General features: G+C 71.6%; 12 protein-coding genes. 4 read left to right on the forward strand and 8 right to left on the reverse strand.

The window, feature by feature from the left end; translation table 11 throughout:
• The first annotated feature begins 1,155 nt into the window (after positions 1-1,155).
• Both ACFV0Q_RS28410 and ACFV0Q_RS28415 read left to right on the forward strand, forming a co-directional pair.
• The gene (locus tag ACFV0Q_RS28410; protein ID WP_323188313.1) at positions 1,156-1,872 is read left to right on the forward strand and encodes a hypothetical protein; all 717 of its coding nucleotides are present in this window, start codon (positions 1,156-1,158) and stop codon (positions 1,870-1,872) included.
• Positions 1,869-2,342, forward strand: coding sequence for a MarR family transcriptional regulator (locus tag ACFV0Q_RS28415; RefSeq protein WP_266582070.1), 474 nt, complete (start codon positions 1,869-1,871; stop codon positions 2,340-2,342). The genes ACFV0Q_RS28410 and ACFV0Q_RS28415 overlap by 4 nt, the downstream gene beginning before the upstream one ends.
• A 118-nt stretch (positions 2,343-2,460) precedes the next feature.
• Here the strand turns inward: ACFV0Q_RS28415 and tpg are convergent, their stop codons facing one another.
• The 6 genes from tpg to ACFV0Q_RS28445 form a co-directional block, all read right to left on the reverse strand.
• Positions 2,461-3,015 carry a telomere-protecting terminal protein Tpg gene (tpg, locus tag ACFV0Q_RS28420; protein WP_385009208.1) on the reverse strand — a complete coding sequence of 185 codons (555 nt, stop codon included), beginning with the start codon at positions 3,013-3,015 and terminating at the stop codon, positions 2,461-2,463.
• 9 nt (positions 3,016-3,024) lie between these two features.
• A complete protein-coding gene (gene tap / locus ACFV0Q_RS28425) occupies positions 3,025-5,346 on the reverse strand; it encodes a telomere-associated protein Tap (RefSeq protein WP_385009209.1) in 2,322 nt (773 codons plus the stop codon).
• A 95-nt stretch (positions 5,347-5,441) separates the two neighbouring features.
• A complete protein-coding gene (locus ACFV0Q_RS28430) occupies positions 5,442-6,359 on the reverse strand; it encodes an MBL fold metallo-hydrolase (RefSeq protein ID WP_385009210.1) in 918 nt (305 codons plus the stop codon).
• Between the two features lie 23 nt (positions 6,360-6,382).
• Positions 6,383-6,886, reverse strand: coding sequence for a flavin reductase family protein (locus ACFV0Q_RS28435; protein ID WP_385009211.1), 504 nt, complete (start codon positions 6,884-6,886; stop codon positions 6,383-6,385).
• 55 nt (positions 6,887-6,941) lie between these two features.
• Positions 6,942-8,204: a ketosynthase chain-length factor gene (locus ACFV0Q_RS28440; RefSeq protein ID WP_385009212.1), complete on the reverse strand. Its 1,263-nt coding sequence runs from the start codon at positions 8,202-8,204 to the stop codon at positions 6,942-6,944.
• Positions 8,201-9,472, reverse strand: a complete 1,272-nt coding sequence (locus ACFV0Q_RS28445) for a beta-ketoacyl-[acyl-carrier-protein] synthase family protein (protein WP_385009213.1) — start codon at positions 9,470-9,472, stop codon at positions 8,201-8,203. The genes ACFV0Q_RS28440 and ACFV0Q_RS28445 overlap by 4 nt, the downstream gene beginning before the upstream one ends.
• A gap of 249 nt (positions 9,473-9,721) precedes the next feature.
• Between ACFV0Q_RS28445 and ACFV0Q_RS28450 the strand changes: the two genes are divergently transcribed.
• Complete coding sequence (locus ACFV0Q_RS28450; protein WP_385009214.1) at positions 9,722-10,573, forward strand: oxidoreductase; 852 nt, start codon at positions 9,722-9,724, stop codon at positions 10,571-10,573.
• A complete protein-coding gene (locus ACFV0Q_RS28455) occupies positions 10,570-11,214 on the forward strand; it encodes a hypothetical protein (protein WP_385009215.1) in 645 nt (214 codons plus the stop codon). The genes ACFV0Q_RS28450 and ACFV0Q_RS28455 overlap by 4 nt, the downstream gene beginning before the upstream one ends.
• A 305-nt stretch (positions 11,215-11,519) precedes the next feature.
• Here ACFV0Q_RS28455 and ACFV0Q_RS28460 read toward each other — a convergent pair whose 3' ends face one another.
• Together ACFV0Q_RS28460 and ACFV0Q_RS28465 are read right to left on the reverse strand one after the other, a co-directional pair.
• Complete coding sequence (locus ACFV0Q_RS28460) at positions 11,520-12,677, reverse strand: DegT/DnrJ/EryC1/StrS family aminotransferase (protein ID WP_385009216.1); 1,158 nt, start codon at positions 12,675-12,677, stop codon at positions 11,520-11,522.
• Positions 12,678-12,686: 9 nt separating this feature from the next.
• On the reverse strand, positions 12,687-12,781 hold a 95-nt coding region (locus tag ACFV0Q_RS28465), incomplete at its 5' end, for an adenosylhomocysteinase (protein WP_385009217.1).

The raw sequence follows: 12,781 nt of genomic DNA on the forward strand, positions 1-12,781 counted from the left end.
GGGACTCCACCTCGCTGCGCTCGGTGGGCTCTGCTGCGCAGAGCAGAGCCCACCCTTCGGGTGGGGGAGTTCTCCGCTTCGCTCCGAACTACTGCGGGCTTGGGCAGGGATGTACCTCGCTGCGCTCGGTGGGCTCGGCTGCGCCGAGCAGAGCCCGCCCTCTGGACGGGGGAGTTCTCCGCTTCGCTCCGAACTACTGCGGGCCTGGGCAGGGATGTACCTCGCTGCGCTCGGGGGGTTCGGGGGGTTCGGCTGCGCCGAGCAGGGTCGGCCCTGTGGGCCAGAGTCCTGCGCTTCGCTTCGGACTATGGCCCACTTGGGCAGAGTTCCACCTCGGTGCCTTGGGGTTTGGGAGCATGGGTTGGGCCGGCGTGGTGAGTGCGGATGTTTTCGAACCTCTAGCAGACCAGGGTGGGGGTAAGCCGATTGGGGATGGCGGGGTGTTCCCAGGGGCGGCGGAAGGTCCGGGGCGAGGGCCGGGTGGGTCGGAGCTGGGTGGGGGCGACGATCAAGATTCAGGTTCAGAGGTGCGCTTTTGGGTCTTCAGCTGGACTTCAGAGGTGGCCTATCTCTGCTGGGGGAGGGCTGGAGGGTGTTAACGGCGTTAATGGGGGTGGGGGGCTGTGATTCAAAGTGGTTTGGGGATAGAGATAGGAATCAGTCAGATTCTGCGTGGTTATGGACACCGTGTCCGGGCGGAGGGTGTGTCGGGGTTGTGGGGTCGGGCTGTTGGGGGGCGGGGTGGGTTGGGGGTTTGTTGGGGTCTTCGAGTTGGGGAGCGCGGCAGCTGACGGCCTATAGAAGGTACGGAGATGCGTTGTCGCAGGTCAGGTGGGGTGCGGGGGGAAAGTTATGTCCCCTCAGAAGGGACATAACTCGGGGGATGTGTCGCTGGTAGGGGGACAGAACTGCTGCAAAACGTCAGTGTGGCTGACGCTTTTTCGGCTAAAACGTCGGGGAGGCTGACGTTCTTGGGGAGATACGTCGGTTAACTGCGGGAGGGGAGGGTGTGGTTGGGTCGTGGCGCCGGGAGGGGGCCGGAAGCGGCTGTGGCCGAGATGTGTCCCTCCTGGGGGGACACAAGACACGCCGAACGTCAACGAGCGTGACATTAGTGTCACCCTTGTTGACATACTCTCTCTGCAGATCAACGAAGTGGAGAGCATCCTCGTGTCATCAGAGCCACAGCGCCGTCGGCCGAGTCCGTCGCGCGCGCCGCGTCCTGATCTCCCCGTTGATGACGCGATCTCGGCCTGGAGTCAGCCGCTGGCTCCGGTCAAGGATCTGGACAGCCTCGCGAAGCGGTACCCCAGTCGGAAGCTCACCCTGGACGGCGAGCGCAAGCCGCTGGAGTTCTACGGGACGCAGAGTCAGCCAAATGCGTTTTCGATGGACAGCCTTGAGTTTTTTCTGGTGATTGCCCAGTACTTCAGGGAAGCCTTGCCCCTGAGGCTCATCCTGCTGCTGATCGCCTGTCAGCGGGCGGGGGGGCGGATTCCGCTTACTCAGGAGGAGATGGCTACGATCCTGGACGTGAGCCGGACAAAGACGTCGGAGGCACTGCACACTGTCATGTCTCATGGGATCGTCTTCAAGGTGCGGCGGGGTGTGTACCAGTTCAACCCGCCTTACAGTTACCGGGTGGCTGAGTTCATCCCGGGTACCGAGACGGCGGGTGAGTTCGTGAAGGTGGAGCAGCACAGCACCATCTCGCAGATTCGCAGTGATACGAGTCTGCCCGACCTGGTGCGCTTCCCGTCGCTGGACCACATGCGGCAGGCAATCGAGGAACTGCGGGCCGAACGGTCCAAGGAGCGCGCTGCGCGTCGGCTGAGCCGGGCGCAGCGCAAGGAAGAAGGGACAGCTCAGTGAGCACCTTGCGATTCGCTGCGGTCAACGCCGACGGGCTTCTCTCCGACCTCGACCTCCCGCCGGCGGCGTACCGCGTGCTGCTGAAGCTGCGTTCGCTGAGTGAGCCCGGGGGGCGGATCCTCATCGATCAGGCCACCATCGGGGGGCTGCTGGAGCTGAGCCGGCCGAGCGTCAACGCGGCGCTGCGGAGCCTGGAGCTCGCGAAGCTCGTGCGGAAGGTCAGGAACGGGGTCTACCAGATCAATCCGATGCTGGCCGGGTACAACTCCTTCGAGGACGCCGTCGCCGCGGTGAACGGGATGCCGGCCGAGGAGCGGCTGGACGCCCGGGGGTATGTCGCCAGTTACCACCAGGCGGTGGCGGCATATCAGGACCAGCTGGCGGAGCAGCGGAAGAAGCGGGCGGCGCAGGCCGCTGCGAAGAAGGCTGCGGAGTCGAAGCGGCGGAGGACGTTGCACGCCGTGGGGTGAGGCCGTGCCCTGGGCCCCTGAGGGGGCTCTGAGGGGGTTGTGAGCGCGTTGGAGGGTCCCGGGTATATCCCGGGACCCTCTTTGGGTTTGGGGGGCGCTGAGGGGTGTTTGGGGCTTCTTAGAAGGCGAAGTCGATGTAGTCGATGTCGGTGAATTCGACCAGGAGGGACGTGGCGCGGGCGCCGTTGTCCTTGAAGTAGATCTCCTGGAGTGCTTCGGCGGTGATGTGCCGGAGTTGGGCTTCCGTGGCGCCGGATTCCTGGGCGGTGAAGAGGCGTTGTGCGTACTCCGGGGGGAGGTGCTGGGTGATGCGGCGCATGCGGCCGTCGTCCGTGGTGCCGGGGGCGGCGGTGAAGCCGAAGCGGGCGCGGGTCTCGACGACCAGTCCGGTGGTGCGGGCCGCCTGGTCGCGGGCGCGCTTGCGGACCAGGGGCTGCCAGCGGCGGCGTACCTCCGCCTCCAGGCGGGCGGCCAGTTCGGGCTTGGGCTGCTTGATCTGGTTCTTGACGTAGCGCTCGACCGTGCGTTGGGAGATGTTGAGGGTTGTTGCGACTTTTTTTGTTGATTTGAGCTGTTTGAGGAGGAAGCGCATTTGGGCGCCTGCTGATTTGGGGATCGGGCGGGTGAAGTGCGGTTCGTCGGCCTTGGTGAGGCTGTCTGAGATGTCGGACATGGGGTGTGGTTACTCGCCGTCTGCTGCTGCGTCGTGGCCCTTGATGTGGCGGGCGGGGTTGAGGCCTTCGTCGAGCATGCCGACGGCCCACAGGAGGGGCTGGGTGCCTTCGTGCTTGACCATGCCCGGGCTGACACCGAGGCGGAAGCCGCCGGGGAGCGGCTTGCCGTCGGGGGTGCGGGGGAGGAAGTCCAGGGGGCTCGGGCCGGGGGAGAGGTAGACCGCGCAGTCGGAGAGGACCGCGATGGGGTGCAGGCCGGCCGCGGTGGAGAGCTTGAGCATCTTGCGGTGCATGTTGACGCGGGCCGTGGAGATCACGGCGGCGCGGATGTCAGGGCGCCAGGTGGGGCGTTCGAGGGCGGGCCAGGGTTCGCCGGGTCGGTAGCCGGCGCCCTGGGGGCGTTCGCGGAGCTTGCCGATGCCGCCCTTGACGGTGGATTTGATCGCCGAGAGGACCGAGGTGGGGAGGGGGTTGTTCTGCTTGTGCGTGGACATCGCCTCAAGGAACTCCGGCTCCGTGAGGGAGGGGGTGACGCCGAGGTCGGCCATGGTGGCCATGTAGGCGTCGCGGAGGCGGGTGTACCAGGCGTCGAGGTAGGGGGCGTGGTCCGGGCGGAGCCAGGCTTCGGTGGGGCGGACGTCGTGGCCGAGTTCCTGGGCGTAGGCCAGGGTCGGGGTGGCGTACCAGGCCGGGCCGGTGGGGGGCTTGCCGTGGGGGGTGAAGGGGCTGGGCAGCCGGGGGTCGTGGGGGAGGGCGGAGAGGTCGGCCAGCCAGCAGCCGGGGGTCTTCGGGTCGAAGCGGGGGTGCGGGGTGTGCGTGGCGGGGCCGAGGCCGACGGTGAGGCGGTTCGCGGCCGCGGCGAAGGCCATGTTCACGTCGATGCCGACCGCGTGGGTGGCGGCGCACTCCGTGTCGGTGAGGAGCTCCGGGTCGCGGATCCAGTCGTAGGCCTCTTCGTCGAGGACCTGGTCCGGGGTGCGCTGGTGGGAGCGGGGGTAGAGGGAGGCGACCACCGGGTGCTCGTCGGGGGCCTCCGGGGGGGCCGGGTCGACGGGGCGGGTGAGGGAGCCGGCGACGGGGGCGGACTCCCATGCGTTGGTGTCGGGGTTGCGGGCGGCTCGGGTCGGCGGGCGCAGGGCCGTCATGAGTTCCAGGCCCGTGACGGCGGTCGAGCCGCGGGGGGTGAGCACGCGGGCGGCGTACGTGGTGAGCAGCTCGGCGAGTTCGGGGGCGGAGAGGTCCGCGGTGTCCTCGCCCCAGGCGCGGCCGTCGAGGGCGCCCCAGGGGAGGACGGCGAGCTGGACGCACTGGCGGCCGGTGGTGGGGGAGGCCGGGCGGTAGATGCGGGCCCAGGGGCCGAAGCCGCGGCGGGTCAGCTGCCATTTGGCCTTCGTGAGCTCGCGGACGGCGGGGTGGTTGTCCGGGAGACGGAGGGCGCGGCGGTCTTCGAGGGTGAGGGGGAGGCCGAGCCGTTCCACGGCGGGGGCGGTGAGGACGAGGAGGGGGTCGCCGTCCTTGCCGTTGCGGTGGAGGCGGGGGGCGCGGAGGTCGGCGTCGGGGCCGAGGGCCCAGGTGATGAGGGCGGGGAGGTTGGAGGTGGGGTGGGGGAGGAGGACGCCGCCGGCGGCGTGGGCGTGGCCGGTGCCGTCGAGGACGGCCAACGGGCCGTTGCCGGACAGGGGGAGGGGGGGCTTGGGGGTGGCTCGGGCGCGGGGGGCGTTAACGGCGTTAATGGTCGCCCGGGGGTGGGGCGGGGCGTTAACGGCGTTAACGGCGTTAACGGTCGCCTGGGGTGAGGGCGGGGTGTTAACGGCGTTAAGGGTGTCCGGCGCGGAGGGCGCGGAGGCGTTAACGGCGTTAACGCCGTTAACGCCGTTAACGGTGGGCGGCGCCGGTTCCGGGGCTTGGGCCGGCGTGGGGGTGGCGTTAACGGCGTTAACGATCGGCGGCTGCGGGGCCTGGGCCGGTGCGGGGGTGGTGGCGTTAACGGCGTTAACGGCGTTAACGGTCGGGTGTTCCGGCTGCGGGGTTCCGGCGGGGGGCGGGGCGGTGTTAACGGCGTTAATGGGGTGGAGGGACGCCAGGCCTTCCAGGAGGCGGGCGTAGGCCGCTCGTTTGGGGGGGCGGGGGGCGGTGCGGCCGGTTTCCCAGGAGGTGACGGTTTCGCGGCGGACGGCGAGGGCCCTGGCGATCTGGTCCTGGCTGAGGCCGGCGGCTTCGCGCAGGCGCTTGCGCTCGTCGGGGGTGGGGAGCCCGTCCTGGGCGGCTGCTTCTTCGAGGAGGGCGTCGACCGCCGCGAAGAGGGTGGCCTGTTCGTTCGTCTCGCTCATGGTGCCTTCAGCCTATGTGAAGCGCACTGCTGAACGCACGCGAACCGCACGTGGGGGCGTTAACGGCGTTAACGGCGTTAACGCCCCGGCGTCGTTCAGGCCGCGCAGGCGGGGAGGCCGCCGTGGAAGGCGACCATCTCCGAGAAGAGCTCCGCGATGTCCAGCGGGTGGCCGGGTTCCGCGCCCGCGGCCTCGGCGTAGGCGCGGTGGAGGTTGGGGACCAGGCGCTCGCTGTCGAGGAGGGCGGAGAACGGGCCGAGGTGGGCCTCGTGTGCCGTTTCCAGCGGGGTGAGGCCCGCGGCGATGCCCGCGGCGGCCAGCTCCTGGACGTGGCGCAGGTAGGCCTCGGTGGTGTCGAGGAGCTCGATGCCGCCGACCGGGCCGTGGCCCGAGACGATGGTCCGCGGGGCGAGGGCGCGCAGCTTCTCGATGACGGCGAGGGAGCCGGAGACGGAGCCGGTGAGGCAGAAGGGCGTGGCGCCGGACATCACGATGTCGCCGGTGAACAGGACCCGCTGTTCGGGCAGCCAGACGACGGAGTCGTTCTTGGTGTGGGCGGTGCCCAGGTGCATCACTTCGGCCCGGATGTCGCCGAGGTGGAGGGTGATCGGTTCGCGGAAGGTGAGGGTCGGCAGTTCGACGCCGACGTCGCCCCAGCAGACCTCCGGCCACAGCCCGGTGAGGTGTAGTCCCGCGAGGTCCATCTCCGCGCGGGTCGCCTCGTGGGCGATGATCACCGCTTCGTCGGCGAAGAGGCGGTTGCCGAAGGTGTGGTCGCCGTGCGGGTGGGTGTTGATCACGAAGCCCGGAGCGTACGGAGTGACCCGCGCGACCGTGTCCTTGAGCGCCTTGGCGCGCGCCTCCGTGGCGGCCGTGTCGATCAGGGCGGGGCGGCTGCCCGCGGTGATCAGGCCCGCGTTGTTGAGGCACCAGCCGCCGTCCGGCTGGATGTACGCGTAGACGTCTTCGGCGACCTCGCGCAGCTGCGGGGCGGACGGGGATCGTTCGGTCACTGCTCTCTCCTGGATGAGGGCCTCTACCGGGTGGACGCCAGGGCCGGGCTCGCTCCGGGCCGGGTGAAGAGGCGGTTGTAGTAGACCAGCGGCTCGGCCCCGCCGGCGGAGACGGATTCCACGCGGCCGACCAGAATGCTGTGGTCCCCGCCGTCGAGTACGTCGTGGAGGGTGCAGGCGATCCGGGCGGTGGCGTCGGGCAGGCCCGGGAGGCCCAGCTCGCAGGGCTCCATGGGGCTGCCGGCGAACTTGTCGTGGCCGGAGCGGGCGAAGCTGCTCGCGATGTCGGCGTGCTCGGCCGCCAGGACGTTGACCAGGAACCGGGTGCCGGTGACGAAGGCTTCGTGGCAGGAGGCCGTCTTCGCCGGGCAGACCAGGATCAGGGGCGGGTCGAGGGACAGGGAGCTGAACGAGCTGGCGGTGAAACCCCAGCGCTGTCCGGCCCGGTCCACGGTGGTCACGATGGTGACCGGGGTGGGCACGTGCGCCATCGTGCGGGCGAGGTCGACGGGGTCGATGGGGGGCAACGGTCCTCCTGGCTCTGGAGAGTGCGGGTTAACGGCGTTAACGGCGTTAACGCCGTTAACGGGTGGCGCGGACCACCATGGCGGCGTTGAAGCCGCCCCGGCCACGGGCCAGGACCAGTGCCGTGCGGAGCGGTCCGGGCCGGCGGACCTCGGTGACGAGGTCGATCGGGCAGTCCTCGGCGGGGGTGCCCGCGTTGATGGTGGGCGGGATGACCTGGTCGCGCAGGGAGAGCAGGGCGGCCGCCAGGTCGAGGGAGGCGCCGCCCGCGGCGAGCCGGCCCGTCATCGTCTTGGGGGCGGTGACCGGCACCGCGTACTCCCCGAAGAGGCCGGCGATGGCTTCGGCTTCCTCGCGGTCGGCGGTGCGGCGGCCCGCCGCGTCGGCGAAGACCACGTCGACGTCGGCGGGGGTGAGGCCGGCGTCGCGCAGGGCCAGTTCGGCCGCGGCGCGCAGGCGCGGCGCGGCGCCCGAGCCGGGGGCCGGGTCGAAGGTGGAGGCGTAGCCGGCGACCGTTCCGTAGATCTCGGCGCCGCGCTCGCGGGCGGCGGCCGCGTCCTCCAGGACGATCAGCGCGCCGCCCTCTCCGGCGACGTGTCCGTCGGCTTCGGCGGAGAACGGCAGGAAGGCGCGGGCGGGGTCCTCGCTGGTGCTCAGCTCGCCGCCGGCGAGGTGGGCGGCCCAGCCCCAGGGGCAGATGGAGGAGTCCACGCCGCCGGTGACGACGAGCTGTACGCCCTTGCGGACCTGGCGGCGGGCCTGGGCCACCGCGTCGAGGCCGCCGGCCTGCTCGGCGACGAGGACGCCGCTGGGGCCGCGGAGGCCGTTCTTGATGGAGATCTGGCCGCTGTTGACGGCGTAGAACCAGGCGAAGGACTGGTACGCGCTGACGTACTGGCCGCCCTTGCTCCACAGGGCCTGGAGTTCCTTCTGGCCGAACGCGAAGCCGCCCGCCGAGCTGGCGGTGATGACCCCGGCGGCGAAGTCGGGCAGCTCGGACGGGTCGACGCCCGCGTCGGCGAGGGCCTCGTCGGCGGCGGTCAGCGAGAGCCGCGTCATGTGGTCGGTCTGGGGCAGCAGCCGGCTGGGGATGTGTGCCGCGGCGTCGAACCCGGGTACCTCCCCGGCGAGCTTGGCCGGGTACGGGGAGGCGTCGAAGCGGCCGACGGGGCGGATGCCGCTCTCGCCGCGCAGGACGGCCGCCCACCAGGCCTCGGTGCCGAGCCCGTTGGGGGCGGTGACGCCGATGCCGGTGACGACGGGCGCCGCGGCCGGGGCGGGGGTCGTGGCGCCGGGACGGGCTGCGGTCTCGGTGGTCATGCGGCATCTCCCAGGCGCGGGCGGGTCAGGATCATGGCGCTCTGGAAACCGCCGAACCCGCTGCCGACGCTGAGGACGGTGTCGGTGCGCTGCTCGCGTGCGGTGAGCGGGGTGTAGTCCAGGTCGCAGGACGGGTCGGGGGTGTGCAGGTTGGCCGTCGGGGGCACGGTGTTGTGCTCGATGGCCAGGGCGCTGGCGGCGACTTCGAGGGAGCCGATCGCTCCGAGGGAGTGGCCGATCATCGACTTGATGGAGCTGACGGGGACCTCGTAGGCGCGCTGTCCGAGGCTGCGCTTGAAGGCGGCCGTCTCGTGGCGGTCGTTCTGCTTGGTGCCGGAGCCGTGGGCGTTGATGTAGTCGACGGCGGAGGCGTCGAGGCGGGCCTCGTCGAGGGCGACGGTGATCGCCTCGGCCATCTCCACGCCGTCGGCGCGCAGTCCGGTCATGTGGTACGCGTTGCAGCGGCCGGCGAAGCCGGCGATCTCGGCGTAGACGTGGGCGCCGCGCTTGCGGGCGCTCTCCAGCTCTTCCAGGACGAGGACGGCCGAGCCCTCGCCGAGGACGAAGCCGTTGCGGGTGGCGTCGAAGGGGCGGGAGGCGGTCTCCGGGTCGTCGTTGCGCGGAGAGGTGGCCTTGATCGCGTCGAAGCAGGCGACGGTGATCGGGGAGATGGGGGCCTCGGTGGCGCCGGTGACCATCACGTCGGCGCTGCCCTCGCGGATCAGTTCCACGGCGTGGCCGATGGCGTCGAGCCCGGAGGTGCAGCCGGTGGAGACCATGGACACCGGGCCCTGGGCGCCCACGCGCCAGGCCACTTCGGCCGCCATCGAGCTGGGCACGAAGTAGTCGAACAGGTGCGGGACGGCGAGGGTGTGGTCGACCTGCCAGGTGCTGCCGCCCCGGCTGACCGCGTTGTACTCGACGTCCAGGCCGGTGGTGCAGCCCACCGCGCTGCCGAGGGTGACGCCGGTGCGCGTCGGGTCCAGCTCCGCGCCGGCGAGTCCGCTGTCGCGCAGGGCCTCGTCCGCGCTGACGAGCGCGAACTGGGCGGCGCGGTCGAGGCGGAGGGCTTCCTCGGCGGTGAACCCGTGGTCGAGCGGGTTGAAGTCGGCTTCGGCGGCGATGCGGGAGCGGAAAGGGGAGGCGTCGAACAGGCTGATGGCGCGGGTCGCGGTCCTTCCGGCGGTGAGCAGGGACCAGAACTCCTTGGTGCCCACCCCCCCGGGCGCGACCACGCCGATTCCGGTGATGACGACGCGTCGGCTCATTGGGTGTCCTTCACGGTGAGTCCTTCTGCTGTGCTTCCGGTACGGCGCCGGCGCCGCCCGCCTCTCGCGACCTGCTGTCGTCCGAGCCTGGGAAACCCCGCTCGATGCCCGATCGAGGTCCGATGGTGGGGAGGCGGGATCCCGGTCCAGGCGTCCTGGCGCGGCCGTCGCGAGGCTGCCTCGAGTCCGTTTCCAGCACGGGGCCGGACCCTGCCGGGAGGTCACGTAGTTGAGCGTCGAGGAGTGTGCATGTCGCAGCCGCGCGTATGGGTGGTCACCGGGGCTTCGCGGGGGCTGGGCCGGGCCGTCGCCGAAGTCGTCCTGGAGGCCGGCGACACCGTCGTCGCGACGGCCCGCGACGGCGCGGCGCTGGACGGCCTCGTGGAGCGCTTCGGTGACCGGGTCGTCCCGGTGGCGCTCGACGTCACCGACCGGGCCGCGGTGTTCGCCGCGGTGGCCGAGGCGGCCGAGCGCGCCGGGCGGATCGACGTGGTCCTCAACAACGCGGGGTACGGTCTGGCCGGCGCCGTCGAGGAGGTCGGCGAGGCCCAGGTCCGCGACCAGTTCGACGTGAACTTCTTCGGCGCGCTCTGGGTGACCCAGGCCGTGCTGCCCGTGATGCGCCGCCAGGGCGGCGGCCACCTGTTGCAGATGTCCAGCATCGCGGGCGTCACCACGTACCCCAACCTCGGCATGTACTGCGCGAGCAAGTGGGCCCTGGAGGCGGTCAGCGAGACGCTGGCCCAGGAGGTCGCGGGCTTCGGCGTCAAGGTCACGCTCGTCGAGGCGGGGGAGTTCCGCACCGACTGGAGCGCGGGCAGCATGGTGCGGGCCACGCCCAAGGCCGCGTACGACGAGGTGCTCGCCAAGCGGCGGCACGGTCTGTCGGGTGCCTACGCGCACCTCCAGCCGGGCGATCCGCGCAAGGCGGGCGAGGCGCTGCTGAAGCTGGTCGGCGTGGCGGAGCCGCCGCTGCGGGTGCTGCTCGGCAACGGGGCCGCGGACCTGGCGCCGAGCGTGCTGCGCGGCCGGCTGGCGCTCTGGGAGGAGTGGGACGCGCTGGCCCGCACCACCGACTTTCCGCCGGAGGCGGGGGCGTGAGTCTGGTCGCCCAGGAGCTGGTGGCGGCGGCCGGGCGGCGCCGGGCGGCCGGGCCCCGGGCCCGGGCCCGTTCCGGGGGCGCGGCGGGAGGGCGGGTGCTGCGGCTCCGCTCGGCGCTGCGCCGGCTGCCGCTGGGCCTGCTCGCCTTCGCGCAGGCCTTCGCGGTGGCGTGGACCGTGTACCCCCGCACCGAGGCGCCCGCGCCGCAGCCGGGTGACCACGCCTGGTGGCACGGTTCGGGTCCCGTCGAGCCGGCGGCCTTCCGGCCCGGGCTGTTCCTGGCCCTCGTCACGGTCGCGTTCTGCCTGATGCTGCCGCTGCTGGTGCTCGCCGCGCGGCTGCTGCGGCGCCTGGTGGGGTCCGGCGGCCGTGCGCTGCCCGCGCAGCTGGGCTTCGCGGCGGCCGCCACGGCCGCCGGCGCGGTGGTGACCGTGCCGCTGGTGCTCGTGGCGCGGGCCTTCTCCCCGGTGGCCGGCGGGCCGCTGGGGGCCGTCGTCGCCGCGGACGCCGTCACGGCGCTGCGGCTCTGCGCCCTCGCCGCCGTGCTGCTCGTGTTCGCGGCCGGTGCGCCGTGGGCGGCCGGGGCCGGTGCCGCGTCCCTTCGGAGAGAATCCGGATCCGTGCAGGCCGAATCGTCGTAACGCCCTCAAGGTGGCGGCCGCCGGAGGAGCGGCGGCCCTGTTCCCGTGGGACCGGTTGACCGGCACCGGTGCCGAGGCCGCGGCCGGCTCCCTCGCCACGGCGGAGCCTGCGCCCGTCGTGCCCTTCGCGCCATGACCTGGGGCCCGTACACGGGCCAGTACCTGTACCACTGCCACCGGCTGGGCCACTCGTCCGGCGGGCAGATGGGGCGGATCGACATCGTCGCCTGACCGGCGGCACGCGAAAGCGGTACGCGGGGGCGGGAGGGGTGGGGTCACTCCTCCCGCCCCCGCGTACGGGTGCGTCAGCGCTGGGGGTCCGTCTCCGCGGTGCGGGCGTCGATGGCCTTGCGCAGGGACGCGGCCACGGCGAGCACGTCGGCGTCGCTGAGGCCGGGGTGCAGCGGGAGGCACAGGGTGCGGTCGGAGACCCAGTCGGAGGCCGGGAGCCGGGTGTCGGGCGTGCCGTACGTCGGGACCTTGTGCAGGGGCGCGTAGCGGAACGTCGTGTAGATCTCGTCGGCCAGCAGGTCGCCGGCGACCTGGTCCCGGATCTCGGGGGACATCTGCACCCAGTAGAAGTAGTGGGTGGACTCGTGGCCCTCGGGGAGGTCCGGGGGAGTGAGCAGCCCCTCGATTCCGGCGAGTTCCCGGTCGTACAGGGCGACGATCTCCTGGCGGCGGGTCACCATCTCGGGGAGCCTGCGCAGCTGCACGGAGCCGATGGCGGCGGTGAGGTCGTTGCCGATGACGCGCCGGCCGGGCTCCGGGATGTCGAGTTCCCACCAGCGGGCGGAGACCTTGGCGTAGCCGAAGCCGCTGGGCTGGGCGAGCCCGTGGTAGGCGAGGCGCCGTACCCGGGCGGCCTGCTCGGGGTCCTTGACGTAGATCATGCCGCCGTCGCCGGTGACGAGGACCTTCATGGCGTCGAAGCTCCACATGGCGAGGTCGCCGAAGGTGCCGACGGCCTTGCCGTCGACGCGGGAGGCCACCGAGCAGGCGGAGTCCTCGATGAGCGTGATGCCGAGCTCGCGGCAGCGCTCGGCGATGCGGACGATGTCGCCAGGGTAGCCGCCGTAGTGGAGGACGACGACCGCCTTGGTGCGGTCGGTGAGGACGCGCTCGACGTCCTCGAGGGTGGGGTTCAGGGTGCGCGGGTCCACGTCGCAGAAGACGGGGCGGCCGCCGCTGGTCACGATCGCGTTGGCGGCGGCGAGGAAGCTGAGCGAGGGCAGGACGACCTCGTCGCCTTCCTCGAGGTCGAGCAGCTCCGTGGCGAGGAAGAGGCCCGACGTGCCCGAGTTGATGAACACGACGTGTTCGGGGGCGACGCCCAGGTGCTCGGCGAAGGCCGCCTCGAAGGCCTTGGTCCGGGGTCCGTGGCCGAGCCAGCGGTCCTGGAAGACCTCGGCGACAGCCTCGAGCTCCTCGGCACCCACCTGGGGCTGAAAGAGGTTGATCATGGCTGCCTCTCAGTAGCGGTAGTGGTCGGGCTTGTACGGGCCGTCGACGTCGACGCCGATGTAGGTGGCCTGTTCGGGGCGCAGGGTGGTGAGTTTGACGCCGA

The organism is Streptomyces sp. NPDC059564, from assembly GCF_042735575.1.
GTDB lineage: Bacteria > Actinomycetota > Actinomycetes > Streptomycetales > Streptomycetaceae > Streptomyces.

Excerpts from the sequence above, each read along its gene's own strand:
- ACFV0Q_RS28460 (WP_385009216.1), bottom strand. The coding sequence starts at position 12,677 with ATGATCAACCTCTTTCAGCCCCAGGTGGGTGCCGAGGAGCTCGAGGCT.
- ACFV0Q_RS28450 (WP_385009214.1), top strand. The coding sequence starts at position 9,722 with ATGTCGCAGCCGCGCGTATGGGTGGTCACCGGGGCTTCGCGGGGGCTG.
- ACFV0Q_RS28445 (WP_385009213.1), bottom strand. The coding sequence starts at position 9,472 with ATGAGCCGACGCGTCGTCATCACCGGAATCGGCGTGGTCGCGCCCGGG.
- tap (WP_385009209.1), bottom strand. The coding sequence starts at position 5,346 with ATGAGCGAGACGAACGAACAGGCCACCCTCTTCGCGGCGGTCGACGCC.
- ACFV0Q_RS28440 (WP_385009212.1), bottom strand. The coding sequence starts at position 8,204 with ATGACCACCGAGACCGCAGCCCGTCCCGGCGCCACGACCCCCGCCCCG.
- tpg (WP_385009208.1), bottom strand. The coding sequence starts at position 3,015 with ATGTCCGACATCTCAGACAGCCTCACCAAGGCCGACGAACCGCACTTC.